The sequence below is a fragment of the Amycolatopsis sp. VC5-11 genome (assembly GCF_037034185.1).
GTDB lineage: Bacteria > Actinomycetota > Actinomycetes > Mycobacteriales > Pseudonocardiaceae > Amycolatopsis > Amycolatopsis nivea.
The window spans coordinates 563,197-589,292 of record NZ_JBAGKF010000001.1 but is presented as its reverse complement, the minus strand read 5'-3'; the positions used below and the strand labels follow the sequence as shown (position 1 = coordinate 589,292).

The following is a 26,096-nucleotide window of genomic DNA, read 5'->3' as shown; positions in this document are numbered from 1 at the left end:
TCAACCGAGCGGAAGTGAGCACAGTCACCCACAATGCGTGCGTGACGAATGCCCGCCACGCGGTGTCCCCCTGACGGAAGGGGGTGCCGTGACCACGACCAGTGTCCCGCTCGACGACGCCACCCTCGTCGGCCGTGCGCGAGACGGCGACGTGCGCGCGTACGAACAGCTCGTGCAGCGTTATCAGGGCCCGATGTTCCGGCTTGCCCTGAAAATGCTGCATCACCGCGGCGACGCCGAGGACGTAGTGCAGGAAGCGTTCCTCGGCGCGTGGCGGAAGCTGGCGCAGCTGAACGACGACAACGCGTTCGTCGGCTGGCTGTACCGCGGAACGACCAACCGCTGTCTCAACGTGATCCGGGCGCGCCGCCCGCAAGCTGACGTCGATCTCGACCTGGCCGAATCGCCGCGCCGCGACACGCAGCCGGAGCACGCGGTGCAGGTCAGCGGCCAGCTCGCGGCGCTCGACGAGGCGCTTCAGACGCTCACCCCGCAGCAACGGGCGTGCTGGCTGTTGCGTGAAGTGCACGGCCGGTCGTACGACGAGATCAGCGAGATCGTCGGCGCGAACCCCACCGCGGTCCGGGGGCGCATCGCCCGGGCCCGTGCGCAGCTGGCGGAGGTGATGAAGCCGTGGAGGTGAACCAGGACTACGAACTGCCGTGCGGCCGGGAACTGGAAACGCTCTGGGAGAGCCTGGACGAGTCCGACGACCACCAGGCGGAGTGCGTCCACTGCCGTACCGCGCGGGAAAGCCTGCTGGCCCTGCGCTCGGCGACGCAGGAACTGATCGACGAGCCCGACCCGACCCCGCCGGACCTGTTCGGCCGGATCATGTCGGCCGTCCGTGCTGAGGTGCGCCGCGGTCAGATGCTGGATCTCGCCGCCGCCGAACCGGGTTCGGTCGAAGTGAGCGAACAAGCCGTCGCGGTCGTGCTCCGCTATGCGGCCGATTCTGCCGGCGACGTCCGCGCCCGCCGGGTGCGAGTGCGAAAGGTCGGCGTCGATTCGTCGGGCGCGGCCCAGGTCGAGGTCGAACTCACCCTCGCGGCGCGACTGGGGAACACCAGCGGCGCTGACACGTTGGCCCGCGTACGAGAACTGGTGTCCGCTGCCGCGACCTCGCGGGTGGGTATTTCGTTGGTCAGCCTGGATCTGCTGGTGGAAGACGTGTACGAGGACGGGGAATGACCGCCGAATACGTGATCGCCGCCCCGGTGATCGCGAGCGTTGCCGCCCGCGCGGCCGCCGAAACCGCCGGAGTCGTGCGCCTGGAACCCGGCCTGCGCGGGTTGGCGACCGCGTGGGCCCGCGAAGCCAGGCAACGCTGGAAGGGCCTGGAACCGGCTCCCGCGGACGGCGTCCGGGTCCGTGCCCACGAGGACAGCCTGACGGTCGAGGTCGACGTGGTCATCTCGGGTGCGGACCAGGCCGCCGCCGTGGGCCGCGCGGTGCAGCGCGCGGTGTTCCGGGAAGTCCTCGCGCAGACCGGCCGCTCCGTGGACGCCGTTCGAGTGTCCATTTTGGACATCGAAGTGGGGCGGAAGTGACCGATCCGCGTTCGCTGACCGGAAGACTCGCCGACGCCCTGTCGGCCGTCGACGGCCTCCGCCCCGCGACGAGCGTGGCCGCGGAAATCAGCTGGCTGCCGACCGATCCCGCTGGTGGGTCAGTGGATCTGACCGCGGAATCGGTGGAGATCCGGGTGGTCGCGCTGCGGTTGCCGCTGCCGCCCTTGCTGTCGGCCGCCGAAGCCCAGGTGCGCAAGGTACTCGACGGGACCGAGTGGGCGGACGCAACCATCCGCCTCGTCGTGACGGACATCGACGGAGCAGCGTTCGCTGGCTGAACGCCCTTTTCCGCGTATCGTCGGCCTCGACCCACGGGAGGGGCGCGGATGATCCGGATCCAGGTGACCAACAACGACGACAAGCCCCGGACCTGGAACGTCGAACCCTATGGCGACGAAGTCGTGCTCAGCGTCGACGACGTGCTCTCGATCGAGTACGCGCACCCCGCTGACGTGGGCTTCGTGGTGACTCTTTACCCCGACTCCGAGGTCGTCTGGGCGACGGCGGACGGGCACCGCGATGGCCAGCTGCCCGACGACCTCAAGCTCAATGGGGACACCCTATGGCCGGGTTTCGGCGGCACCGGCTCGCCGGCCTGAGGTCCTTCTTCCGCGTTCGTCACCCGCTTTTCCCTCGTTTTCTCCGTCGATTCGCGTGCACGGAACGAAGTCATTTACGGCGCGTCGGGTCCCTTCGTGCGGGGTGTTCCGCCCCGTCTCCTACCCGGAGTGATCCCTCCGTTACCTGCCGGGTGAACTCGTTGCTCCGGTGGGTCGAACATCACATCAGGTCCCCCTATTTCCCGCTCCCTGGACGGGTAATCGGAGTAACGTCGCTGGTAGGTGCACTGGGAAGGGGGCGAAGGTGGACACGACGGTCGCGCATGTTCTGGCCGATGTCACCGTGGCGGTGCACATCCTCGCCCTGCTCTTCATCGGCTTCGGCGGCTTCCTCGCGTGGCGGTGGCCGAAGGTCGTTTTCGTGCACATTTTCTTCGCGGTGTGGGGCGTGCTGGTCAATGTCACGCCGATTCCGTGCCCGCTCACCGCGCTGGAGGATTTCTTCCGGCATCAGCAGGGTCTCGGCGACCTGCCGGGCGGGTTCAACGCGTATTACCTCTACGGCACGGTGATCCCGCGCTCGCTGCTGCCGGTGGTGGTCGTGGTGGCCCTGGCGGTGCTGGTGATCTCGTACCTGGGCGCCTACCTGAGGTGGCGCCACCGCCACGACGACAGTCCGGCGCACGGCGTCAGCCTCGGCTGAGCGAGAATCGTCCTTCGTGACGACGGAACAACCCGAAGCGGGCCCCACCGAGTGGGTGAACCGCGAGGAGGTAGGCGTAGGCCCCTGGCCAGGCACCTGGCCGGACGACCCGCGCTACGACCCCGAACTCCTGGCCAACGGCGACCGCCGCAACGTGGTCGACGCCTACCGCTACTGGCGCCGCGAAGCAATCGTGTCCGATGTGGACACCCGACGACACCCGTTCCACGTCGCGATCGAGAACTTCCAGCACGACCACAACATCGGCACGGTCGTCCGCACCGCGAACGCCTTCGCCGCCGCGGAAGTGCACATAGTGGGCCGCCGCCGCTGGAACCGCCGAGGCGCGATGGTGACGGACCGCTACCAGCACCTCCGCCACCACGAGAACGTCGCGACGCTGCTGGAATTCGCCACCGCAGAGGGCTTGACGGTGGTAGCGGTGGACAACACGCCCGGCGCAGAGCCGGTGGAAACCGCCGAACTGCCCCGGAAGTGCCTGCTGCTGTTCGGCCAGGAAGGCCCTGGTCTGTCCGAAGCCGCACAGACGGACTCGGCGAAAGTGGTCTCCATCGCCCAGTTCGGCACCACAAGGTCTATCAATGCGGGAGTTGCGGCCGGAATCGTGATGCACGCGTGGGTCCGACAGCATGCGGACCTCTCCAAGGCTTGGTGACTTCGCCGCTTTGCCACCGATGGGGTGCTTCGTGAGCGGCTGCGCCGGTTAGAACCGGGGCCGCTCACGAGAACCCAGGCCTAGCGCCGATCGCGCGGCTCAGACGGGAGTGTGCGTAGAGAGGCAAGTTCTCCGCAGCGCAGGCAGAATCAGGTCATGACCGCCGATCCAGCCGAGCCCGCCGATTCTGCTGCGCGTGGCGATGCGCCCGGCCCTGCCGCATCGCCCTCGGACGACTCTGCCGGTCGCACGCCGAATGCGGCTGCGGGCGCGGCGAATCCCGCTGAGCGTGCGGCACCGGCCGAGCGCACAGTCGACCAAGCCAATGACGCAATCGACCCGGCCGAGCGCACCGCGGCGGCGGTGGCTGAGGGTGCACCGGCCGAGCGTGCCGCAGCGAGCGAGCAACCCGCGGCAGCCGAGAGCCACGCCTCAGCCGAGCGTGCCGCAGCACTCGAACGCGCCGCCTCAGCCGAACAGGCGGTCTGCGCCCGACACCTCCGCCGCCTATGGGCTCTCCCGGGCACCGTCCTAGGTCGGAGTGGGTGGCCGCCCACCATTAGTCAGCGGTTGCACTGGCACTGGAACTACTGGTGGCAGGCCCATCTCCTCGACAGTCTCGTCGACGCGCAGCTCCGTCAGCCCACCGACGAACGCGCGCGGCTGATCGACCGCTTCATCGCGACGGTGCACCGGCGCAATTTCGGTTCCTGGGTAAACGACTACTACGACGACATAGCCTGGCTAGGGCTCGCGCTGCAGCGAGTGCGTCAACTCCAACTATCCACAGTGGACGAACCGATCGAGGCGATCAGCAAACGGCTGCACGAAGGCTGGACAGAAGACCTTGGCGGGGGAATTTGGTGGCGGCGCGGCGACTCCTTCAAGAATACCCCCGCGAACGGGCCTGCCGCTATCTTTCACGCTCGGACGGGTGATCAAGAACGCGCCGGTGCCATGACGCAATGGCTCACCGACACCCTCGTAGACCCGGAGACCGGCTTGGTCTGGGACGGGATCCGGGCGGACACCGGCGAAGTGGTCAAGCATATTTTCTCGTACTGCCAAGGGGTTTACCTCGGCGCATGCCTGGAGCAGTCCCGCTGGGAAGACGCGGCACGCACGATCCGTGCGGTGGAGAAACACCTGGCACCACAAGGGATTCTCCCGGGATCAGACGGAGGCGACGGCGGGCTCTTCTCGGCGATCGCCGCCCGTTACCTCGCGCTCGCGGCCAACAAGGCCAACAAACTGCCCAGGCCGGAAGCCGAAGCAGCGAAAAGGCTGGTCCAAAAATCAGCGGAAGCATGCTGGAACGGTGCGGCACAAGAGAAAACCGGACCGTTGTTCAGCGCGTACTGGGACAAGCCAGCGCCGAATCCGCCGGGCAAGGCGGAGCGGGATCTGTCTGTCCAAATTGGAGGGTGGATGCTGCTGGAGGCCGCGGCAACCCTGTGAAACTCAGCAGCCGCACGAAGCGCGGTGCAGGAACCGTGGCGCGAGGCGGACGGACTCCGGTCGGCGCTCCGGCTCGCGGCAGCGCGCCAGCAGCAACTGCACTGCCCGGCGGCCGATTTCCGAGATGGGTTGTGCCATCGTCGTCACGCCAGGGGAAACCGTGCGTGCCCAGTCCATGTCGCCGTATCCGACGACCGCCAGTTCCGATCCGATCCGGATGCCGCGGCGGTGTGCTTCCCACTGCACGCCGATCAGCATCGCTTCACCAGCGACCACCAAGGCAGTCGGCGAGGGCCAGCCGTCCAGGAGTTTGGCGGCAGCTCGGGCCGCGCCGCCTGCGGTGGATTGGCCGGACGCCACCAGTTCCGGGTTGTAGCGCAGCCCGGCGCGGCCTAGGCCGAGGCGGTAACCGAGGGCGCGTTCTTCGCTGACGGTGGTGCCTTCGGTGCCGGTGATCAAAGCGATCCGCCGGTGCCGTCGCGCGGCCAGGTGCTCGACCAGCGCGGACATGGCCTGGAAGTTCTCCGAACCGACCTGGTCGACGTCGTTGCGGCCGGCGATCCGGTCGACCAGAACCGTCGGCACACCCGTCCGCACGAGACCGTTCACGACCGCCTCGTCACCGGGCGCGGGCACCAGAAGGACGCCATCGATCCGGTCCGCCTGCAGTGCGCGCAGCACTTCGGCTTCCGCGCGCGGACAGTCGCTGGTGTCGGCCAGCAGCAGGTCGCAACCCGCCCGCGCGGCAGCGCCGCGGATGGCACGCAGCAGCTGGTCGTGGTACGGGCTGGCGTGCCTCCCCAATGCCACCCCGAACCGATGGGTGACCGGCAGGTCCCAGTGGGGGACCTCCGGCGCCAGAACGGTCATTTTTCATGGCCCTCGTCGTCGATACCTACCCAACAGTAGCCACTGTCGGGCCGCACCAGAGAGGGTCCGAGACGATCGGGTCCCGAGAATCACTGAGGTGAGTGAACGGCCGCGTGCCTGGTTACGCGGGGCAGTCACGACGCGCACCCGCACGAAGCCCGGTGCCGCAAGGTCGGCGGCAACCGCACAGTCTCGGCCGGTCGGCCGGGATCCGCCAGTCGAGCGAGCAGCAACTGCACCGCCCGCCGGCCGATTTCGTCGATCGGCTGGGCCATCGTCGTCAGCGGCGGGTCCACGAGATCGGCCCACTCGACGTCGTCGTACACCACCACCGGCAGGTCCTGGCCGATGCGCAAACCCCGTCGCCGCGCCTCGTGCAGGACGCCGACCATCATGCTGTCGTTGGCCACCACCAGCGCGGTCGGCGGATCCGGCAGCGCCAGCAGCGTGCTCAACGCCAAGCCGCCGCCGTCGCGGGAGGACTGTCCGCACGCCACCAGGTCAGGCGACCAGCTCAAGCCCGACCGGCCGAGGCCGAGCCGGTAGCCCAGCACGCGTTCGTCGCTCGTCGTCAGCCCGGGCGCGCCGGAGATCATCCCGATCCGGCGGTGGCCCAGCGACGCCAGATGCGCGGTCAGTGCCGACGTCGCCTGGATGTTCTCCGCGCCGACCTGGTCGATGTCGGTCCGGGTGGTGAGCCGGTCCATCAGCACGGTCGGCACGTCCAGCGACACCAGCTCGCCCAGCACCGACCCGTCGCCGGGCGCGGGCGTGATCAGCAGTCCGTCGACCCGGCGCGACCGCAGCGCGCGCACCACGTCCCGTTCGGTGCCCGCGGTGTCGTGTGTGTCCGCCAGCAGCACGGTGTATCCGTTTGCCGACGCCTCCCGCTCGATCGCGTGCATCAGCGCCGCGAAGTACGGGTTCGCGACCAGCGAGATCGCCATCCCGATCGACCGCGTACCCCCGGTGACCAGCGAGCGCGCGATCGCGTCGCCGGTGTACCCGGTGGTCTCGATCGCGCGCAGCACCGCGGCTTTCGTCTCCTCGGCCACCGCCCGCGTGCCGTTGACGACGTGCGAGACCGTCGTGATCGACACGCCCGCCATTTCGGCGATGTCGCGCTGGGTCGGGCGGGCGGAGCGGGGTCGCGGCATGTCTGTCCTTTATCGAGAGAGCGAAACCAGGAGCGTTGGCAAGCGTTTGCGCAAACGCTTGCGTCATGGCATGAGTCTGTCTACCTTCCCGTCCATCGGCAAGCTCGCACCTCGATTCGGAGGGCATCTCCATGAGACACCGGAGTCTCACCGCACTCGCCTTGGCGGCCGCTGTCGCGGTCTCCACCGCCGGGTGCACCGTCGAACGCCACTGGGGCGGCAGCTCCAAAACCGGCGGCAGCGGCAAGGCCAAGGTCGGCCTCGTCACGAAGACCGACACCAACCCGTACTTCGTCGAACTGCGCAGCGCCGCGGCCGCCGCGGCCAAGGCCAACGGCGCTGACTTCAGCGCGCTCGCCGGGCAGTTCGACGGCGACAACGACGGTCAGGTGCGCGCCATCGAGAACCTGATGCAGCAGGGCGTGAACACCATCCTGATCACGCCGAGCTCGTCCACCGGCGTGCTCAAGGCCATCAAGGACGCCCGCGACGCCGGCATCCTGGTGATCGCCCTCGACACCGCCACCGAACCGCCGGACGCGGTCGACGCCACCTTCGCCACCGACAACTTCGCGGCGGGCGAGCAGCAGGGCGCGTACGTCAAGGCGGCGCTGAAGGGCGCGGACCCGAAGCTCCTGATGGTCGACGGCACCGCGGGCAGTTCGGTCGACACCCAGCGGCACGGCGGGTTCCTTAAGGGCATCGGGCTCAAGGACGGCGCGCCGGAGATCAAGGGCCACACCAACGCCAACGGCGACCAGAGCCTCGCCCAGCAGGGCATGGAGAACCTCCTCCAGCGCACCACCGACCTCAACGCGGTGTACACGATGAACGAGCCGATGGGCCGCGGCGCGTACGCGGCTCTCAAAGCGCGCGGCCTCACCAACCAGCTCACCGTCGGTTCCATCGACGGCGGCTGCGAGGGCGTGCAGAACGTCAAGAACGGCCAGTTCGCCGTCACCGTGATGCAGTTCCCGCGGAAGATGGCCGAACAGGGCGTGCTCGCGGCGGTCGAGTACGCGAAGACCGGCAAGAAGCCGAGCGGGTTCGTCAACACCGGCTCGACCGCGATCACCGACCACCCGATGCCGGGGGTGCCGAGCAAGGACACCGCCTGGGGTCTGCAGAACTGCTGGGGAGGCGGGAAATGACGACCGCGACGGTCAACAACCGCGAGCGCGAAACGCTCGGCGAGTTCTTCCTGCGAGCCCCCGCGGTCGGTCCCGCGCTGGCGCTGGTCGTGGCGGTCCTGGTGTTTTCCTTCGCCACGGACACCTTTTTCGACCTGGACAATCTGTCCACAGTGGTCCAGCAGTCGCTGGTGGTCGGCACGCTCGCGCTCGGCCAGACGCTGATCATCCTGATCGCGGGCATCGACCTATCCAACGCGTCGTCGATGGTCGTGGCGACGCTGGTGATGGCGAAACTGGCCGCGGTCACGAACGTTTTCTTCGCTCTGCTTGCCGGAGTCGCGCTGACCGTCGTGGTCGGCCTGTTCATCGGCACCCTGGCGACGCGGATCAAGCTGCCCGCCTTCATCATCACGCTCGGCACGTTCACCGGCCTGACCGCGGTCGCGAAGCTGATCGCGGGCGGCCAGGCGGTTCCGGTGTCCGACGGACTGCTCACCTGGCTCGGCACGAAGCGGTACCTCTTCGGCGGCATCCCGATCACCTACGGCATGACGCTCGCGCTGCTCATGTTCCTCGCCGTCTGGTACGCGCTCACGAAAACCGCGTGGGGCAAGCACGTTTACGCCGTCGGCAACGCGCCGGAATCCGCGCGGCTGTCCGGGATCAAGGTCAACCGCACCGTGCTGTCGGTCTACCTCGTCGCCGGGCTGTGCTTCGGCATCGCCGCGTGGCAGGCGCTCGGCCGCACGCCGAACGCCGACCCGAACCAGTTCCAGCTCGGCAACCTCGACTCGATCACCGCGGTGGTGCTGGGCGGCACGAGCCTGTTCGGCGGACGCGGTTCGGTGCTGGGCACGCTGTTCGGCGCGCTGGTCGTCGCCGTGCTGCGTTCGGGGCTGACGCAGATGGGCGTGGACGGCAACTACCAGGACCTGGCGACCGGCGCGTTGCTGATCGCCGCGGTGGTCGTGGACCGGATCGCACGGAGGCAGCAGCAGTCATGACTTCCTCGAACGAGCAGCAGCCGACCCTTTCCGCGCGCGGCCTGGTGAAACGCTACGGCCGGGTCACCGCCATCGACGGCGCCGATTTCGACCTCTACCCCGGCGAAGTGCTCGCCGTCGTCGGCGACAACGGGGCCGGGAAATCCAGTCTCATCAAGGCATTGTCCGGTGCGGTGGTGCCGGACGCCGGCGAGATCAAAGTGGACGGCAAGACGGTCCACTTCAAGTCCCCATTGGACGCGAGGCACTACGGAATCGAGACGGTGTACCAAGATCTGGCGGTCGCGCCGGCGCTGGACATCGCGTCGAACATGTTCCTCGGCCGGGAAAAGCGGCTGAAGGGACCGTTCGGCATCGGGTTGCGCAAGCTCGACAGCGCGACCATGCGCACCGAGGCGCAGCGGATCCTGGACGACCTCGGCATCAAGGTCAAATCCATTACCCAGCTGGTGGAAACGCTGTCCGGCGGGCAGCGGCAAGGCGTCGCGGTGGCGCGCGCGGCGGCGTTCGGCACCAAAGCGGTGATCATGGACGAGCCGACGGCCGCGCTGGGCGTCGCGGAATCCGCGAAGGTGCTGGAACTGATCGGCCGGATCCGCGACCGCGGCCTGCCGGTGGTGCTGATCAGCCACAACATGCCGCACGTCTTCGAAATCGCCGACCGCATCCACGTGCACCGGCTCGGCAAGCGCGTCGCCGTGGTGACGCCGAAGACGCACAGCATGAACCAGGTGGTCGGCCTGCTCACCGGTGCGTTGAAGCTCGACGACAACGGCGAGGTCGTCGAGGTCGCGTCCACCACGCACGCCGGGTTGACCTGACGTGCGAGTGCTGCTGGCGGGGTTGTGCACCGTCGATGTCGTACAGCGGGTCGCGGAATTCCCGGAGCCGAGCGAGAAAGTGCAGTCGCTGCAGGTGGATGTCGCGGCCGGTGGGCCGGCGACGAACGCCGCGGTGACCGTCGCGGCGCTCGGGGCCGAAGCGACTCTTGTGACGGCTCTCGGTGCGCACCCGCTGGCCGCGCTCGCCCGGGCTGACCTCGAAGCCTGCGGCGTCGATCTGGTCGACCTCGCTCCGGAACGTGCGCAGGCGCCGCCGGTCAGCGCGGTCGTGGTGCGGGACGGCGACGGCGAACGCACCGTCGTCTCCCGCAACGCCGCCTCCGACGAGCCACTGGAACTGCCTGACCTCACCCAGATTTTCGAGCGCGTGGACGCGGTCCTCGTTGATGGGCATCATCCCGAGCTAGCGCTTGCTGTCGCCGAGGAAGCCCGCGCCCGCGAAGTGCCGGTCGTCCTCGACGCGGGCAGCTGGAAACCGGTACTGGACCAGTTGCTGCCATTGGTTCACGTGGCAGCCTGTTCCGCGCGGTTCCGTGCTCCCGCACCGAGTTTGGCCGAACGCGGAGTGTCAGTGACGATCACGACGGCGGGCCCGGAGCCGGTCGCCTGGAGCACTACGGAAGACTCTGGGCAGGTCCCCGTGCCGCTCGTCGAAGCGCGGGACACCCTGGGGGCCGGAGACGTGTGGCACGGTGCGCTCGCGTACGCGGTCGCGACGCGGGAAGGCGCGGTCGCCGACTGGATCGGATACGCGAACGCGGTGGCAGCGGAACGGGTCCGGCATGTCGGTCCGCGTTCGTGGACGGGGCCGGTCGGGGAACTGGCGAAGAGCAGAGAAGAGGGAGTGCGATGACGGCGTTCGAGGATCTGCTGGCGCGGGCCGAGAAGCTGGCCAAACCGCGGGAACGGCACGTGCTCGGCATCATCGGCGCGCCCGCCTCCGGAAAAACCACGCTGGCCTGGGCGATCGCCAACGCGCTCGGCTCGCGGGCCGCGGTCGTCGGGATGGACGGCTTCCACCTGGCCCAGGTCGAACTGCAGCGGCTCGGCCGCACCGACCGCAAGGGCGCGCCGGACACCTTCGACGCGGCCGGCTACGTGCACCTGATCCGCCGGCTCGCCGAGGGCCGCGAGACGGTGTACGCGCCGGAGTTCCGCCGCGAGATCGAGGAGCCGATCGCCGGCGCCGTCCCGGTCGCGCCCGAGGTGCAGCTGGTCATCACCGAGGGCAACTACCTGCTGCTTCCGGACGACCCGTGGAGCGGCGTGCGGCAGTACCTCACCGAGGCGTGGTTCCTCGCGCCGGACGAGCCGGAGCGGATCGAGCGGCTGGTGTCCCGGCACCGGCGCTACGGCCGTTCGCTGGTCGAGGCCCGGCAGCGCGCGCTCGGCTCCGACCAGCGCAACGCGGACCTGATCGCGAACACCCGCGACCGCGCCGACCTGGTGCTCGAGAACCTGCCGCTGACGAATTTCGCCCTCTGAGCAGGGTGATGTTCGACGATCCGGCGACGACGGATCCCTACGCCGGCGCGGTCACCTGGGACCGGGCAGGCGAAGCCCGGATCGCCGTGCTGTACCCGCCGTATGTCCCGCTCGTGCGCACGCACCTGAACGGGCTGCGGACGCTGGTCGACCGCCGACTGTCCGAACCCGCTGGTCAGGGGCCGGATCCGAGGCTGGCGCTGCTGGTCGAGCGGATGCGCGAGACCACCAGCGAACCGCAGCTCGAACCGGAGGTGCTCAGCGAGGTCCGGACCCGGCTGGACTGGGCGTTGTCAGTGCTGCCGGAGCACGGCGGTGTCCTCGAGCTGCACACTCCGATGCACCAGTGGTGGTGGGGACGCGCGCTGCTCGACGTGTGCACGGCCATCACCGCGCTGCTGGGAGCATGGCTGCGGGGCGAAGCGGTCGACGGGCAGCACTGTCCGGACGACGCGACGTGGTGGATGTGGATGGCGCAGATGCGGTGGCTCGACGCCCAGTTCGTGGAGCCGCTCAAGCCAGGCTGACAAGGAGTGCTCGTGGGGGTTTTGGTCGTCACCGGCGGCAGCCGGGGCATCGGCGCGGCGATCTGCGAACTGGCCGCGACCCGCGGTTACGACGTCGTGGTGAACTTCTCCGGCGACCCGGCCCCGGCCGAGGAGGTCGCCGAACGGGTGCGGTCCCACGGTGCGCAAGCGCTTGCGCACCGCGCTGATGTGTCCGACGAACAGCAGGTCAGCGACCTTTTTTCGGCGGCGGCCGAGCTGGGCCCGCTCGTCGGCTTGGCGAACAACGCGGGCGTCACCGGCAACACGCCCGGCAGGCTGGACGAGCAGAGCGTCGAGACCGTCCGCCGGGTGCTGGACATCAACGTCACCGGGGTTTTCCTGTGCTGCCGCGAGGCGGTGCGACGGCTGTCGACGCGCTACGGCGGGTCCGGCGGAGCGATCGTGAACGTCTCGTCCACGGCGTCGCGGAACGGGTCGGCGGGCGAATGGGTGCACTACGCGGCGTCCAAAGCGGCGGTCAACACGCTCAGCCTCGGCCTGGCACGAGAGGTCGCCGACGAGGGAATCCGGGTCAACGTCGTGTCCCCCGGCCTGGTCGACACCGGATTGCACGCCGCCGCGGGAATGCCGGACCGGGTCGAACGGCTCAGTTCGGTCATCCCGCTCGGGCGCGCCGGCCAGCCGGAAGAGATCGCCGCGGCCGTGCTGTGGCTGCTGTCCCCGGAGGCGTCCTTCACCGTCGGCGCGGTGCTCGAGGTCGGCGGCGGCCGCTGATCCATCTCGGACAGTGAGACGCCCGGCGACGGGCAGATCACGATTGACCCCGGAACTCGGTGAACTCGCCCGTAGCGGTTGTCCCGGTGTGCGAGTCTGGAACGAGGGGTTGAAAGGACGGCCGCGAAAGTCATGCCCAAGCTCACGTCTGTGCACCATCTGGCGCTCACCGTGACCGATGTGGACCGAAGTGTTCCCTGGTACGTCCGGGTGCTCGACCTCGAGGAAAGCCATCGGCGCGAAGACCCGGAAACCGGGGTGCGCAAAGTAGTTCTGCGTTCGGCAGGAGACGGGTTCTCTGTAGTGCTGGTCCAGCATCCGGACACCGAACGGCCCGCGTTCGACGAAAGACGCACTGGTCTGGACCACGTCGCGTTCTCGGTGTCGTCCCGGGCCGAAGTCGCCGAATGGGAGGACCGCCTGCGCGAATACGGCGTTTCCTACCTGCCCGCGACGGAATCGCAGACCTTCGCGGGTTCCGCGGTGATCGTGTTCCGCGATCCGGACGGCATCCAGCTGGAAGTCTGGTCCGACCCGGCCTGAAAACTCAGGCGTGCGCGTCGTCGGGTTCGTCGACCGGACGCCGCATTTCCTGGCGGTAGCGCAGCACGCCGTACGCGGTGCCGAACACGAAGAACGCGATGCTCACCCACAGCGCCGCGGTCTTGACCCACGGGATGGCGTCGAGCAGACCCGCGCCGTAGTAGCCGAGCAGCACCAGCGTCGGCACCCACAGCAGGCCGCCGACGGTGGTGGCGAGCAGGAACCGCCGCGAATCCATCCGCGCGGCGCCCGCGATGAGCGGGGCCAATGTGCGGATCCACGGGATCCACCGTGCCGCGACGATCGCGAAGAAACCCTTGCGGTCCAGGAAAGCTTGCGCGCGCTCGAGGTTGTGCCGGTTGAGCATCCGCCCGCCGCGCCGGGCGATCAGCGTCGTGCCCGCGCCGCGGCCGATGTAGTAGCCGATCTGGTTGCCGACCACGGCGGTGAGCAACGCGGCCGCGGACAGCAGCCACGCGTTGAGGTCCGAGCCGTGCTGGGCGAGCACCACGCCCGCGCCGAACAGCAGCGAATCGCCGGGCAGGAACAGCCCGATGATGAGCGCGCATTCGATGAGCACGAACGACAGCACGATGACCCAGACGAGCACCGGGCCGGCGGTGTCCAGCCAGCTCAGGCCGATTCCCGCGGCGTGCGCGGGCTGGGCGGCGTCGAGGTTCACGCGAAGAGCCTACGTGGCTGGGACCGGCTGCAGTACGCAACCATCGAATCCTCCGCATTCGGTGACTTTGGGTATTCCTGGGGTAACCAGACTGTTCACCCTTTTCGCCCAGGACAACGAACAGGCCGCCCGGGACAGTTCCCGGGCGGCCTGTCGCGGTTTTCTCTAGAACTGCGGCAGGGACTCGCCCTGCACCGCCTCGATGTCCAGCTCCACCTTGACGGTCGTGCCGATCGCGGCCACGCCCGCCCGCACCATCGCGCTGTAGTTGATCGCGAAATCGTTGCGGTGCAATTGCGTTTCGGCGTGGAACGCGGCACGCACGCCACCCCACGGGTCCGGGCCGTGCCCGGTGTAGCGCAGGTCGAGCGTGACGTCGCGGCGTTCGCCGTGCAGCGTCAGCACGCCGCGCAGCGCCCAGTTGTCCGTGCCGAGCTGGGAAAGCCCGGTGCTTTCGAACGTGATGAGCGGATACGCGTCGACGTCGAGGAATTCGGCTGAACGCAGGTGGTCGTCGCGCATCTTGATGCCGCTTTCGATGCTGCCCGCCTTGATCTCGGCGCGCACGCTCGAGCGCTCGACCGGCCGGGCGACCTCGATCCGCCCCGCCACGTCCGGGAACCGCACCTTGATGCTCGCGATGCCCATGTGCCGCGCGGTGGCGACCACCGACGAGTGCATCGGGTCGATCGTCCACGGACCCTCCGGCGGCAGCTCGACCGCGCCGGAAACCGGCACGAGCGCGATGTCGCCGAGCAGTCCGGCCCCGTCGGAGCCGATCTGCACGGTACGGGCCAGCGGCGTGTACCCCGGCGCGGTGATCACGGCGGTGTAGACGCCAGGGGGCAGCGGGTCGGTGACCACCGCCCCCTTCGCGTCCGTGACCTGCCGCGCGACCTGTCGCCCGTTCAAGTCGGTGACCGTGAGCACCGCGTTCTCGACCGGCCATCCGCCGTTCGAGCGCAGCTGTGCGCGCAGGCCCCCGCTCATGACCGGTCGGCCAGCTCGTCGAGCGCCTGGTCGTAGCTCAGCCGCACGTCGTGCTGGGCCTCGCCGTCGTTCAGCGTCACCTGGCTGGTGGCGGGCGGGTATCCGCTCGCCACGACGGTGTAGGACCCGATCGGCAGGTCGCTGACCACGTAGCGGCCCTCGCTGTCGGTGCGGGCCACCGCCGCGACGTTGCCGTTCGCGTCGAGCACGGTGATCCGCGCGTCCGGCACGATCCGGTCGCCCTCGGTGCGCGCGACGCCCTGGAGCAGCACCGCGCCGGCGAGTTCGACGTCGTGGCGCAGCACGCCGCTGTCCGGCACCGTCAGCGTGACCGCGACCGGGCGGTAGTGCGGGCCGCTCGCGACCAGCGTGTACTGCCCGGCGCCGACGCCGCTGAAGGTGTAGACGCCGTCCTCGGCGGTGATGAACGCGCCGTTGACCTCGCCGCGCGAGTCGGTCAGCGTGACCGTCGCGTTCGCCAGCGGGGTCGCGGTGCCGATCGAACGGACCACGCCGGTCAGCTCGCCGGAACCGGTGAGCGTGACGTCCAGGTTCGCCGGGTGCCCGCCGACCACCACGCTGGAGGCCTGCGGCTGGTGCCCGGGAGCGGACACGATCAGCACGTACGTTCCCGGACCCTGGGTCGGGATCGAGTAGCTGCCGTCGCCGTTGCCGGTCGCCCGCGCCACCTGACGGCCCTGCTGGTCGATCAGGGTCAGCGCGGCCGCGCTCACGTGGCTGCCGTCCTGGCGGCGCACGTGGCCGGTGACCGGGACACCGCCCGAGCCGGTGGCCGTGCCGAATTCCGCGTCGGCCACCGAGTTGGTGATCGGCATCGGACGGGCGTCAGCCACCGCCTGCGCGTCGCCGTGGCCGTTGGTCAGGGCGTGCCTGCCGCCGGCTCCGACGAGCACCGGCTCCTTCGGGGCCTCCTCGAACAGCGAACCCGCCGTCTTCAGCTCAGCGGTTTCTTCCTGGGCCGGGACCGGTTCGTCGAGGTCTTCCAGCAGCGCTTCGCCGCCTTCGACCGCGGCCGCCGCCGGGTTCATGCCCGCCAGCGGGATCTCCTTCATGAACAGCAGCACCAGCGTGGCCAGCAGCGCGACGCCGCCGGCGACCCAGAACACCGTGGTGATGGACTCGGTGAAGCCGATCAGGATGGGCGTGCGCACCGCTTCCGGCAGCGTCTGGATGACGCTCGTGTTGCTCGACAGGTCGCCGAGGTTGGCGCCCCCGCCCGGAGGCAGGTGGCCGCCGAACGCCTTGGTGATGTTGCCCGGCAGCACGTTGAACAGAATCGTCAGGAACACCGCGACCCCCGCGGTACCGCCGATCTGCCGGAAGAACGTCGCCGACGCGGTCGACACGCCCATGTCCTTGCGCGGGCCCGCGTTCTGCACCGCGATGATCAGCGTCTGCATGCACTGGCCGAGGCCGAGGCCGATGATCAGCGCGGCGACCAGCGGGTGCCAGATCGGGGTGTCGTACTTGACCATGGCGAAGAAGAACGCGCCCGCCGCGATCAGGATCGTGCCGACGACCGGGAAGATCTTGTAGCGCCCGGTCTTCGAGGTGATCTTGCCCGAGATGATCGAGCTGGACATGATGCCGACCATCAGCGGCAGCATCAGCAGACCCGATTCGGTCGGCGTGTAGCCCTGCACGACCTGCAGGTACTGCGGGATCATCGTGATCGCGCCGAACATCGCCACGCCGACGATCACGCCGCCGATGATGGCCACGGTGAAGGTCGAGTTCTTGAACAGCCGCAACGGGATCAGCGCGGCGTCCTTCATCAGCTTCTCGACGACGATGAACAACACGATGCCGACGCCGCCGATGATGTACATCCAGATCGACTTCTGGTCGCCCCAGCCCCACTTCTGGCCCTGTTCGGCGACGATCAGGAACGGCACCACGGCGATGACCATGGTCAGCGCGCCCCACCAGTCGATCTTGTGGTCGTGGCGGTTGTGCGGGACGTTCAGCACCTTCGCGACGACGAACAGCGCGACGACGCCGATCGGCACGTTGATCAGGAAGACCCAGCGCCAGCCGTGCAGGCCGCCGAGGGTGTCGAAGCCGGCGAAGAAGCCGCCGAGCACCGGGCCGAGCACGGTGGAAGTGCCGAACACGGCGAGGAAGTAGCCCTGGTAGCGAGCGCGTTCCCGCGGCGGGACCACGTCGCCGATGATCGTCATGGCCAGCGACATCAGACCGCCGGCGCCGAGACCCTGCACCGCGCGGAACGCGGCCAGTTCGTACATCGACGTCGAAGCCGACGCCGCCGCCGAACCGACGACGAAGATCGCGATCGCGGCGAGGTAGAACGGCTTGCGGCCGTAGATGTCGGAAAGCTTGCCGTAGATCGGCGTCGCGATCGTCGACGTGATCAGGTACGCCGTGGTCGCCCACGCCTGCAGGTCGAAGCCGTGCAGGTCGTTGGCGATCCGGACGATCGAGGTGCCCACGATCGTCTGGTCGAGCGCGGCGAGGAACATGCCGCACATCAGGCCGCTGATGATCGTGACGATTTGGCGGTGAGTCAGCCGCGGACCGCCCTCGCTGTCTTCAGCGGGCGCTCCCCCTCGCGACTGAGGTTGTTTTTCAACAGTGGACGTCATGCGTTCGAGGCCCCCTTGGCCTGTGCCGTCGCCGCGGTGTCGGACAGCGACGGATTGTTCTTTTCGATACCTGTGTTGAGCCGCGCGAGAAGCTCGTTGAGCGTCTCGCGCTCCTCCTGGCTCCAGTCGCCGAGTACGTCGGCGAGCCACCGGGCGCGGTGCTTGCGGTTTTCGTCGAAGACGCGAAGGCCTTCGGCGGTCGGGGCGAGCAAGCAGGCGCGGCCGTCCTCGGGGTCGGCCTGCCGTTCGACGAGTCCGTGCTGCACGAGCGAGCTGGACTGCCTGCTGATCGTGGAGATCTCGGAGTGCAGGAACTCGGCCAGCTTGCTGGTGCGTTGCGGGCCTTCGTGGACGAGGCAGAAGAGGATCGCGTACGCGGCCCTCTCGATCCCGTCCGGCCCGTGTTTGGCGACCTGGGACTTCGCCTTGGTGATCAAGCGCATGAACCGGACCAGCTCGTGCCCGAGCTGGTCGGCAAGGTCGAGGTCGGCCTCTGGCCTGACGGCGGAGTTCTGAGGTGCCATGTGGGTCTTCCTTGGGGTGGAGCAAACCATTGGTTGGCGACTGCAACTAGTTGCCTTAAGCAAGAGTGTGCCCGTACGGCGTATTTCGCAAGCGGCCGGCCCATGGTTGTGTCACAAGACACTTTAGTTGCCGCATGCAAGCAGATTTCAACCGGAGGGGTATCGTCCGGTTTCTCCCGGTATGCGGACGCCGCTGGTCACTAGGGGTTTCGGGCGGGAACAGATCCTTCTCGCCGGAGTTTCATAGAGGTATGACTGACGACACAGCGCTCTACGACCTCATCGCAGCGGGCAAGCAAGGCGTCCTGGCGACCCTGAAACGAGACGGCCGTCCGCAGCTGTCGACGGTGTCGCATTACTTCGACCGCGACGCCCGCCAGTTGCAGGTGTCGATCACGGACACGCGCGCGAAGACGAAGAACATGCGCCGGGATCCGCGGGTGAGCTACCACGTGGCGTCGTCGAACGGCTGGTCATACGCGGTGGCGGAGGGGCGGGCGGTGCTGTCCGCGGTCGCGTCGGCTCCGGACGACGAGGCGGTGGAGGCGTTGATCGCGCTGTACCGCAAGGTGGCGGGCGAGCATCCGGACTGGGATGAGTACCGAGCGGCGATGGTGGCGGACCGGCGGCTGGTGCTGACGGTGGAGATCGAGCGGGTTTACGGGCTGGCTCGCTGAGGTGGTCGTCCGTGAGTGACGCCTGAGGGAGTTCTCCTCGCGGACTTGAAGTCAGGGGGCGTCGGGTGCCTGGCGATCCCCGCGGCTCAGCCCTTCCGCCGTCCCGCCTGGACCGGCGCCCCGGCCTCGATCCGGTCCGCGATGTCCTCGATCTGCTCCAGCAGGCTGTCGGTCACCTCTTCGCCCAGCGCCGCGCGCATGTAGAGGCCCTCGCCGACCAGCATCACCAGCTCCGCCGTCACCGGGTCCTCGACGTGCTCCAGCATCAGCTCGCGGGTGCGCTCGGTGCAGCGCCGCGACACCTCCGCCGCGATCGGGTCGTTGAGGACCAGGCGGAGCGCGGCCATCGTCGTGCGGTGCAGCGCCAGGTCGCGCGTGACGTCGGTGATCGACGAGCGCAGGTAGTGCCGCACCACGCCTTCCGGGGCGCTCCGTGCGCGTTCGAGGTCCTCGTCGGTGAGCCGCTCGAGGCGTTCGAGCAGGCCGTCGCGCAGGGCGTCCTTCGAACCGAAGTGGTAGAGCAGCCCGCCCTTGGACACCCCGGCGTGCGCCGCGACGGCGTCGAGCGTGATCTCGGCCGGGCCGCGGTCGGCGAGGATGACCTCGTACGAACCGAGGATGCGTTCTCGTGCTGAAGGTTTAGCCATCACCTTGACTATACCGTCCAGACGGTTTACCTTCTACCTCAGGAACGAAACTGTACCGTCTGGACGGTACAAGGAAGGAAGAGTGCGCCATGGTGCGGCGCGGAGGCCAGTGGTGGGCTTTGGCGGTTCTGGTGCTGCCGGTCCTGTTGATCAGCGTGGACACGACAGTCCTGGGGTTCGCCCTGCCCTATCTCAGCGAGGATCTCGCGCCCACGGGTGCGGAGCAGCTGTGGATCGTCGACGTCTACTCGTTCGTCCTGGCCGGACTGCTGGTTTTCATGGGCACGCTGGGCGACCGGATCGGCAGGCGGCGGCTGCTGCTCATCGGCGGTGCGGCGTTCGGTGCGGCCTCGGTGCTGGCGGCGTTCGCCACGTCGCCGCTGATGCTGATCGTCGCGCGGGCGCTGCTGGGCGTCGGCGGCGCGACGCTGATGCCGTCCACGCTGTCGCTGATCCGCAGCATCTTCACCGAGGACCGCACGCGGCGCACCGCGGTCGCGATCTGGAGCGCGGCGTTCTCCGGCGGGATGGCGGTCGGCCCGGTCGTCGGCGGCTGGCTGCTCGAGCACTTCTGGTGGGGTTCGGTCTTCCTGATCAACGTGCCGGTGATGGTGCTGCTGCTCGTCGCGGGCCCGTTGCTGCTGCCGGAGTTCCGCGATCCGAACCCGGGCCGCTTCGACCCGTGGTCGGCGCTGCTGTCGCTCGGCACGATGCTGCCGGTCGTCTACGGCGTGAAGATCGCCGCGACGGAAGGGGTCAGCTGGTCGGCCGGTGCCGCGATGGTGCTCGGACTCGCGCTGGGCGCGGCGTTCGTGCGCCGGCAGCGACAGCTTGACCAGCCGATGCTGGACCTCGGCCTGTTCGCCAACCGCAAGTTCGCCGGATCGGTGATCACGAACCTGCTGGGCGTGTTCGCCCTGGTCGGGCTGCTGTTCCTGCTGCCGCAGTACCTGCAGCTGGTGCTCGGCCTGAAGCCACTGACCGCGGCACTGTGGATGCTGCCCGCCACGGTCGCCGGCGTCGTCGGCGCCCTGGCAGCCGCCTGGCTCGCCCGCCGAGTCCGGGTGCCGGTCCTGGTCAGCCTGGGCCTGCTCCTCGGCGCGGCCGGCTTCCTGGTCCTGACCACCATCGGAGCCGACGCCGGACTGGCCGCGGTCGTAGTGGCATTCGTCCTGGTCGGCGGCGGGGTGGCCCTGTCGGAAACTCTGACGAACGACCTCGTGATCTCCGCCGCCCCGGTCAACCGCGCCGGTGCCGCGTCGGCGATCTCGGAAACAGGCTACGAACTGGGCGGCGCCCTCGGCACCGCCCTGCTGGGCAGCCTCGCCACGGCGGTCTACCAGTCCGGCCTGCCCGCCACCGCCCCCGCAGCAGCCCACGACACCCTCGGCGGCGCGGTAGCCACCGCACACTCCCTGCCCGCCACCGAGGGAGCGGAGCTGCTGACCACCGCCCGCGAGTCCTTCGTGACGGCACTGCACACGAGTGCGTGGGTGGGTGCCGCGATCCTCGTGTACACGGCACTGCAGGCGTACTTCCTGTTGGGCCGTCGGCGAAACCGCCCGCAGGACGCCAAGCGGGAGGAGCCCGCGATGTGCGCATGATTCGGTGCCCGTTGGGCAGGCGAACCCAACCCGCCTGCCTGACGGGCAGCGCAGTTTCGGTTGCCGGATAAGGGAAATACTTCAGGCCGGACGGCTGTCCCCCAACAGGGCACCGCCCCGGCCGAAGAGGCGCTAGGGCCTCCGGAGCGGGCGGACGCCTGGCACTACTCGGATCCCGCCGGTTCAGCTCGGTGAAGCGCTTGCCGTGCAGGGCTCTTGCAGATACTCCGCTGGGTCGGCGTTCGTCTCCGCGGTCGCTTTCCGAGTCCTCGGGATGGCCGCGTTCGGCGTTCCCGTTGGTGAGGGCGGCAGTCGTTTGTCCGGCGCGGACCCGTTCTGTGCCAAGGCGTGCGGAAGCCGTCCGTTCGGGCTAGTGAAGTGCTTGCTGTGCAAGGTTTTTCCGGATGCTCCGCTGGGTCGGCGTCCGTCCCTGCGGTCGCTCTCCGAGTCCTCGGGATGGCCGCGTTCGACGTCGCCTCTCCGGCGCGGACCCGTCCGGCGCTAATGCGCGCGGGAGTGGGCAGGCACCGTCCGTGTAGCCCAGCGAAGCACTCGTCGAAGCTTCTTCCAGCGCTGCCCCCGAAACTCCACCGATTCGGCGTCCGGGCTCCCAGGCAAGAGCCGCCGGAAGCGTGCCGTCACCCCAGCGAAGCGCTCGCCGCCCGAAGTTCCTCCAACGCCGCCACCAAAAACTCCGCCGGATCAGCATCCCCGCGATCGCTCTCCGACCACGCGAAATACCCCCGCTTAAAAGCCAACACCCCCAACTCGCTAGCCAGCGCGGCAGTCGCCTCGGGTAGGCCTCGGGCGGTCAGAGCGGCAGTCATCGCCGCGGCTAGGCCGACGCTCTTCAGTGCGTCCCGTTCCTGGAGTTCCGTGCTGGCCGCGACCGCGGCCTTCAACCGAGGGGCGAGTTCCCGGTTCATCGGGCCCATAGCCGTCGCGGCGCGGCGCAGCCCTTCCGCTACTGCTTCCAGGGGGCTGGCGTCGGCGGGGGCGTCGGCGATTCCCTCCGCGAGCAGCTTGCTCAGCGTTTCCTGCCCGGCCACCAGCAACTCCCGCTTGTCCGGGAAATGCCGGAAGAACGTGCTCTTCGTGACGCCGGCGCGCTCAGCGATCTGCGCGACCGTCGTGGCGTCGTAGCCCTGTTCGGCGAACAGGTCGACGGCCGCTACGACCAGCCGTTCGCGTGCTCCGGGTTCCCATCGGGCCATGAAGCTATCCTATGTGACGAGACCATTGTCCCGTCACTCTGGTAGCGTCTGACGGGACAAGAGTCCCATCACTCTGAGGGAGAAATCCATGCGCGTGTTCGTCACCGGAGCGACCGGGTTGGTCGGCTCCGCGGTCGTTGCCGAGCTGCTGAGCAGCGGGCATTCCGTCGTCGCGCTCGCTCGGTCCGACGACTCTGCTGCGGCGGCCGAGAAGGCAGGTGCTGAGCCGGTGCGGGGTGCGCTGGCTGATCTGGACGTAATCCGCGAGGCTGCGGCCAAAGCGGACGGGGTGATTCACCTCGCCTTCGCCAATGCGTTCAACAGCGCCGAAGCCCTCGCGCACGCGGTGGCCGAGGAAACGGGGGCGCTCAAGGCACAGGCTGAGGTGCTCGTCGGAAGCGATCGGCCGTTGGTCACGGTTTCCGGGACGCCGTATGTGCCGGGGCGCGCGTCGACCGAGTCCGATCCGCTGTCGACTGACGGGCCCGTCGGCGGGAGGGGGCGCACGGTCACCGAGGTGCTGGGGTTCGCGGATCGTGGGGTCCGGACGTCCGCGATCCGGCTGCCGCGCACCGTGCACAACGACGGGAAGGGCGGGTTCGCCGGTCTGTTGACCACCATCGCCCGGCAAACGGGAGTCTCCGGTTATCCGGGCGACGGCACGCAGCGGTGGCCGGCGGTGCACGCGCTCGACGCGGCGGTTCTTTTCCGGCTCGCGTTGGAGAAGGCTGAACCGGGAACGGCCTGGCACGCGGTCGCCGACGAAGGGGTTGCGGTCGCTGGCATCGCGGAAGTGATCGGACGGCGGCTGGGGCTTCCGGTCGAATCGGTGCCGGAGGAAACTTACGGCACGCTCGGTCCGCTGTTCGCGATCGATCAGCCAGCGTCCAGCACGCACACGCAGCAAGCACTTGGCTGGGTTCCGACGCATCCCAGTCTGCTGGCGGACCTGGAGAACATCCGGAGCTGATTTGCGGTTCCGGCAAAGAACCTTGTCGTTCAGCGCGGTCAGCGGAATCGTGAACGGCGGAGGTGGCAACGAAAATGGTTCCGTCCGGGGAGACCGCGCAGTTCTGGGAAGACCTCTACCGCAGCCGTGAGCAGGTGTTCAGCGGCGAGCCCAACGGGGTGCTCGTCACCGAGGTCGAGGGGTTGCCGCCGGGGCAGGCGTTGGATGTCGGGTGCGGCGAGGGGGCTGATGCGCGGTGGCTGGCCGCGCGCGGATGGCAGGTGACGGCGCTCGACATCTCGCGCACCGCGTTGCAACGGGCGGCCGCGGCTAACGCCGGGATCGCTTGGGTGTGTTCGGATCTGGCCGCGAGTCCGGTTCCGGCGAGGGCGTTCGACCTGGTCAGCGTCCAGTATTTCCCGCTTCGCCAGGACGACGGGGTGCTGCGGAAGCTGCTCGACGCCGTCGCGCCCGGCGGGACTTTTCTCTTCGCCAGTCACGATCCGCGCGACCTGTCGCCGGAGCACGCCGGGTACCGCCAGCCGGACGACATCGCGCGGGCTCTCGGGGACGAGTGGACCGTCCTCGTCGACGAGAGCCGGCCGCGGGTGAAGCCCGCTCCGCCGGGCACCGCGCACACCCGTGACACCGTGCTGCGCGCGCAGCGGACCAGCTAATACTGGAATTAATATTCCGCACTGCGGAGATCCCGGTTTACCATGCGGAGATGAGCAACGACGCCCTCCTCCAGCGGCTTCGGGACGACCTCGGCCCGGCCGCGGTGCTCACCGACGCTGACGTCACCGACGCCTACGCGCGCGACATGATGCCGCTCGCTCCCTCGGGAAAACCGTTGGCGGTAGTGCTTCCGGCGGATACCGCGGGAGTGCAGGCGACGGTCCGTGCCTGTGCCGAAGCGAGAGTCCCCATCGTGCCGCGCGGGGCGGGCAGCGGGCTTTCCGGCGCGGCCAACGCGATCGACGGCTGTGTCGTGCTTTCGCTGATGAAACTGAACGAGATCGTCGAGGTCGACGCGGGCAACCGGCTCGCCGTCGTGCAGCCGGGCGTCGTCAACCTCGACTTCCGGTCCGCCGTCGAGAAGCACGGCCTGTTCTATCCGCCCGACCCGTCCAGCTACGACTGGTGCACCATCGGCGGCAACCTCTCCACCAACGCCGGCGGCCTCTGCTGCGTGAAATACGGCGTGACCACCGATTCGGTGCTCGGCCTCGAGGTGGTGCTCGCGGACGGATCGCTGCTGAAAACCGGCCGCCGCACGGTCAAGGGCGTCGCGGGCTACGACCTCACCAAGCTGTTCATCGGCAGCGAAGGCACGCTCGGCGTCATCACCCAGGCGACCGTTTCGCTGCGGCCGCTTCCGCAGGCCCCGGCCACTTTTGTCGCCGGGTTCAACACCACCGAGGCGGCCGGCGAAGCGGTCGCGCGGGCGGTGCGCGAGGGGCTGGTGCCGTCGCTGCTGGAGATCATGGACGCGGCGTCGATCAAGGCGTCCGAGACCTACCTCAACACCGACCTCGGCGCGGGCTCGGACTGTCAGGCCCTGCTGCTCGGCCAGTCCGACGCGGGCGGCGAGGCGGCTCGCCGCGAACTGGCGCTACTCGAGCAGATCTGCACCGACTGCGGCGCGGACCTGGTCTACGCCACGGACGACCTCGAAGAGGGCAAGATGCTGCTGCAGGCCCGCCGCGTCGTGCTGACCGCGCTGGAGACCTACGGCGTCTGGCTCACCGACGACGTCAGCGTGCCCCGCACCCGGATCGCCGAGCTGATCCGCGGCTGCGAACGGATCAGCGAGAAGGTCGGGCTCAAGATCGCCGTCGTCGGCCACGCCGGGGACGGGAACATGCACCCGACCATCGTGTACGCGCCCGATTCCGCGGACGAGTTCGCGCGCGCCCAGCAGGCGTTCGACGAGATCCTCGAAGTCGGCCTGTCGCTCGGCGGCACGGTGACCGGCGAACACGGCGTCGGCAAGATCAAGCGCGAATGGCTCGCCCGCGAAATCGGCCCGGTCGGGATCCGCGTGCACCGGCAGATCAAACAGGCCCTCGACCCGGAGAACCTCTTCAACCCGGGCTCGATGTTCTCGATGACCGACTGAACCCCGAAACAGCGAAGCGGCGTCCGGGAAAGTCCGGACGCCGCTTCGTCGTAGAACCAGGAATCAGTCGCGCACGCGCGGGATCTGCTGCGTGACGTCGGCCGAACCGTCGGCCGGGCGGGCCTTCTTCTCGCGGCGGCTCTTCAGGTACTCGATGGCGATCGGCACCACCGACACCAGCACGATGAGGACGAAGATCGCGTCGACGTTGTCCCGGATGAAGCCGATGTTGCCCAGCAGCGACCCCAGCACGGTGATGCCTGCGGCCCACAGGATGCCGCCGATGACCGTGTACGTGAAGTAGCGCTTCGGGTCCATCCGGCCGATGCCGGCGATCCAGGTGATGAACGTCCGCACGAACGGCACGAACCGGGCCAGCACGACGGCCTTCGGACCGTGTTTTTCCAGGAACGTGTGCGTCTTGTCGACGTACTCCTGCTTGAAGAACTTCGAGTCCGGCCTGCTGAACAGCTTCGGCCCGACGAAGTAGCCGAGGTAGTACCCGACGACGTTGCCCAGCAGCGCGGCGACCGTGACCAGCACGCACACCAGCCACAGCGGAGCCTTCAGCGTGCCGTTCGCGATGAACAGGCCCGCGGTGAAGAGCAGCGAGTCGCCGGGAAGGACCGGGAAGATGCTGCTCTCGATGAAGATGATCAAGCACAGCACGGCGATCACGGGGGCCGTCAGCCCGTTCAGCAGATGCTGCGGGTCCAGCCACGACGGCAGCAGGGACATGGTGGTCACTGTGTTCTGGGCGAGAATCACACCGAAAACG

At 68.7% G+C, this 26,096-nt stretch carries 29 protein-coding genes and 1 pseudogene; 21 read left to right on the top strand and 9 right to left on the bottom strand.

The annotated features are described in order from the left end of the window. Positions 1-88: 88 nt before the first annotated feature. The 8 genes and pseudogenes from WA670_RS03005 to WA670_RS02970 all read left to right on the top strand — a co-directional run. Positions 89-643: an RNA polymerase sigma factor gene (locus tag WA670_RS03005; RefSeq protein WP_037808869.1), complete on the top strand. Its 555-nt coding sequence runs from the start codon at positions 89-91 to the stop codon at positions 641-643. After that, entirely contained in the window at positions 634-1,191 is a 558-nt protein-coding gene (locus tag WA670_RS03000; protein WP_037808868.1) for a hypothetical protein, read from the top strand. The genes WA670_RS03005 and WA670_RS03000 overlap by 10 nt, the downstream gene beginning before the upstream one ends. Continuing rightward, positions 1,188-1,550: an Asp23/Gls24 family envelope stress response protein gene (locus WA670_RS02995; RefSeq protein WP_037808867.1), complete on the top strand. Its 363-nt coding sequence runs from the start codon at positions 1,188-1,190 to the stop codon at positions 1,548-1,550. Before WA670_RS03000 ends, WA670_RS02995 begins: the two co-directional genes overlap by 4 nt. Then, a complete protein-coding gene (locus WA670_RS02990; protein ID WP_336156865.1) occupies positions 1,547-1,849 on the top strand; it encodes a hypothetical protein in 303 nt (100 codons plus the stop codon). Before WA670_RS02995 ends, WA670_RS02990 begins: the two co-directional genes overlap by 4 nt. 48 nt (positions 1,850-1,897) lie before the next feature. Continuing rightward, positions 1,898-2,170 carry a hypothetical protein gene (locus WA670_RS02985; protein ID WP_336156864.1) on the top strand — a complete coding sequence of 91 codons (273 nt, stop codon included), beginning with the start codon at positions 1,898-1,900 and terminating at the stop codon, positions 2,168-2,170. Positions 2,171-2,435: 265 nt separating this feature from the next. After that, entirely contained in the window at positions 2,436-2,834 is a 399-nt protein-coding gene (locus tag WA670_RS02980; protein WP_037808862.1) for a DUF2784 domain-containing protein, read from the top strand. A gap of 16 nt (positions 2,835-2,850) precedes the next feature. Beyond that, positions 2,851-3,510, top strand: coding sequence for a TrmH family RNA methyltransferase (locus tag WA670_RS02975; RefSeq protein ID WP_336156863.1), 660 nt, complete (start codon positions 2,851-2,853; stop codon positions 3,508-3,510). 462 nt (positions 3,511-3,972) lie between these two features. Continuing rightward, a pseudogene (locus WA670_RS02970) lies at positions 3,973-4,968 on the top strand (glycoside hydrolase family 76 protein); the annotation flags it as partial. 3 nt (positions 4,969-4,971) lie between these two features. On the opposite strand, the gene WA670_RS02965 reads toward WA670_RS02970, so the two are convergent. Beyond that, a complete protein-coding gene (locus WA670_RS02965) occupies positions 4,972-5,838 on the bottom strand; it encodes a LacI family DNA-binding transcriptional regulator (protein ID WP_037808857.1) in 867 nt (288 codons plus the stop codon). A 134-nt stretch (positions 5,839-5,972) separates the two neighbouring features. Continuing rightward, complete coding sequence (locus WA670_RS02960; RefSeq protein WP_037808855.1) at positions 5,973-6,995, bottom strand: LacI family DNA-binding transcriptional regulator; 1,023 nt, start codon at positions 6,993-6,995, stop codon at positions 5,973-5,975. A 131-nt stretch (positions 6,996-7,126) separates the two neighbouring features. Here WA670_RS02960 and WA670_RS02955 point away from each other — a divergent pair, with 131 nt between their 5' ends. From WA670_RS02955 to WA670_RS02920, 8 genes are all read left to right on the top strand, one after another. Beyond that, positions 7,127-8,146: a substrate-binding domain-containing protein gene (locus WA670_RS02955; protein WP_037808854.1), complete on the top strand. Its 1,020-nt coding sequence runs from the start codon at positions 7,127-7,129 to the stop codon at positions 8,144-8,146. Next, the gene (locus WA670_RS02950; RefSeq protein WP_009084957.1) at positions 8,143-9,132 is read left to right on the top strand and encodes an ABC transporter permease; all 990 of its coding nucleotides are present in this window, start codon (positions 8,143-8,145) and stop codon (positions 9,130-9,132) included. The genes WA670_RS02955 and WA670_RS02950 overlap by 4 nt, the downstream gene beginning before the upstream one ends. Next, complete coding sequence (locus WA670_RS02945) at positions 9,129-9,953, top strand: ATP-binding cassette domain-containing protein (protein WP_037808853.1); 825 nt, start codon at positions 9,129-9,131, stop codon at positions 9,951-9,953. Before WA670_RS02950 ends, WA670_RS02945 begins: the two co-directional genes overlap by 4 nt. Before the next feature lie 7 nt (positions 9,954-9,960). After that, positions 9,961-10,827: a PfkB family carbohydrate kinase gene (locus tag WA670_RS02940; RefSeq protein ID WP_134727762.1), complete on the top strand. Its 867-nt coding sequence runs from the start codon at positions 9,961-9,963 to the stop codon at positions 10,825-10,827. Continuing rightward, positions 10,824-11,459 (top strand): nucleoside/nucleotide kinase family protein, encoded by a 636-nt coding sequence (locus WA670_RS02935; RefSeq protein ID WP_009084950.1) that lies wholly within the window; start codon positions 10,824-10,826, stop codon positions 11,457-11,459. Before WA670_RS02940 ends, WA670_RS02935 begins: the two co-directional genes overlap by 4 nt. Before the next feature lie 8 nt (positions 11,460-11,467). Then, positions 11,468-11,986, top strand: a complete 519-nt coding sequence (locus tag WA670_RS02930; protein ID WP_336156862.1) for a hypothetical protein — start codon at positions 11,468-11,470, stop codon at positions 11,984-11,986. Positions 11,987-11,998: 12 nt separating this feature from the next. Beyond that, on the top strand, positions 11,999-12,742 hold the full coding sequence (locus WA670_RS02925) for an SDR family oxidoreductase (RefSeq protein ID WP_336156861.1): 744 nt from the start codon (positions 11,999-12,001) through the stop codon (positions 12,740-12,742). Positions 12,743-12,874: 132 nt separating this feature from the next. Beyond that, on the top strand, positions 12,875-13,285 hold the full coding sequence (locus WA670_RS02920) for a VOC family protein (protein ID WP_043834805.1): 411 nt from the start codon (positions 12,875-12,877) through the stop codon (positions 13,283-13,285). Positions 13,286-13,289: 4 nt separating this feature from the next. Here the strand turns inward: WA670_RS02920 and WA670_RS02915 are convergent, their stop codons facing one another. The 4 genes from WA670_RS02915 to WA670_RS02900 form a co-directional block, all read right to left on the bottom strand. Beyond that, positions 13,290-13,967 (bottom strand): DedA family protein, encoded by a 678-nt coding sequence (locus WA670_RS02915; RefSeq protein WP_037808846.1) that lies wholly within the window; start codon positions 13,965-13,967, stop codon positions 13,290-13,292. A 165-nt stretch (positions 13,968-14,132) separates the two neighbouring features. Next, positions 14,133-14,957 carry a YceI family protein gene (locus WA670_RS02910; RefSeq protein WP_037808843.1) on the bottom strand — a complete coding sequence of 275 codons (825 nt, stop codon included), beginning with the start codon at positions 14,955-14,957 and terminating at the stop codon, positions 14,133-14,135. After that, the gene (locus WA670_RS02905) at positions 14,954-17,581 is read right to left on the bottom strand and encodes an MFS transporter (protein ID WP_336156860.1); all 2,628 of its coding nucleotides are present in this window, start codon (positions 17,579-17,581) and stop codon (positions 14,954-14,956) included. The genes WA670_RS02910 and WA670_RS02905 overlap by 4 nt, the downstream gene beginning before the upstream one ends. Then, a complete protein-coding gene (locus WA670_RS02900) occupies positions 17,578-18,105 on the bottom strand; it encodes a MarR family winged helix-turn-helix transcriptional regulator (RefSeq protein WP_037808841.1) in 528 nt (175 codons plus the stop codon). The genes WA670_RS02905 and WA670_RS02900 overlap by 4 nt, the downstream gene beginning before the upstream one ends. Before the next feature lie 251 nt (positions 18,106-18,356). On the opposite strand from WA670_RS02900, the gene WA670_RS02895 reads away from it, so the two are divergent. Continuing rightward, positions 18,357-18,782 (top strand): PPOX class F420-dependent oxidoreductase, encoded by a 426-nt coding sequence (locus WA670_RS02895; RefSeq protein WP_134727684.1) that lies wholly within the window; start codon positions 18,357-18,359, stop codon positions 18,780-18,782. 86 nt (positions 18,783-18,868) lie between these two features. Here the strand turns inward: WA670_RS02895 and WA670_RS02890 are convergent, their stop codons facing one another. Beyond that, positions 18,869-19,429, bottom strand: a complete 561-nt coding sequence (locus WA670_RS02890; protein WP_134727683.1) for a TetR/AcrR family transcriptional regulator — start codon at positions 19,427-19,429, stop codon at positions 18,869-18,871. A gap of 89 nt (positions 19,430-19,518) precedes the next feature. Between WA670_RS02890 and WA670_RS02885 the strand changes: the two genes are divergently transcribed. Beyond that, positions 19,519-21,033 (top strand): MFS transporter, encoded by a 1,515-nt coding sequence (locus tag WA670_RS02885; RefSeq protein WP_336156859.1) that lies wholly within the window; start codon positions 19,519-19,521, stop codon positions 21,031-21,033. 638 nt (positions 21,034-21,671) lie between these two features. Here the strand turns inward: WA670_RS02885 and WA670_RS02880 are convergent. Next, positions 21,672-22,247 (bottom strand): TetR/AcrR family transcriptional regulator, encoded by a 576-nt coding sequence (locus WA670_RS02880; RefSeq protein ID WP_336156858.1) that lies wholly within the window; start codon positions 22,245-22,247, stop codon positions 21,672-21,674. Positions 22,248-22,335: 88 nt separating this feature from the next. Here WA670_RS02880 and WA670_RS02875 point away from each other — a divergent pair, with 88 nt between their 5' ends. The 3 genes from WA670_RS02875 (at position 22,336) to WA670_RS02865 (ending at position 25,318) form a co-directional block, all read left to right on the top strand. Then, complete coding sequence (locus WA670_RS02875) at positions 22,336-23,217, top strand: SDR family oxidoreductase (RefSeq protein ID WP_336156857.1); 882 nt, start codon at positions 22,336-22,338, stop codon at positions 23,215-23,217. A 74-nt stretch (positions 23,218-23,291) separates the two neighbouring features. Further along, positions 23,292-23,873 carry a class I SAM-dependent methyltransferase gene (locus tag WA670_RS02870; RefSeq protein WP_134727680.1) on the top strand — a complete coding sequence of 194 codons (582 nt, stop codon included), beginning with the start codon at positions 23,292-23,294 and terminating at the stop codon, positions 23,871-23,873. Positions 23,874-23,923: 50 nt separating this feature from the next. Next, on the top strand, positions 23,924-25,318 hold the full coding sequence (locus WA670_RS02865) for an FAD-binding oxidoreductase (protein ID WP_134727679.1): 1,395 nt from the start codon (positions 23,924-23,926) through the stop codon (positions 25,316-25,318). Positions 25,319-25,381: 63 nt separating this feature from the next. Here WA670_RS02865 and WA670_RS02860 read toward each other — a convergent pair whose 3' ends face one another. Further along, entirely contained in the window at positions 25,382-26,086 is a 705-nt protein-coding gene (locus tag WA670_RS02860) for a DedA family protein (RefSeq protein ID WP_037808826.1), read from the bottom strand. Positions 26,087-26,096 lie beyond the last annotated feature (10 nt).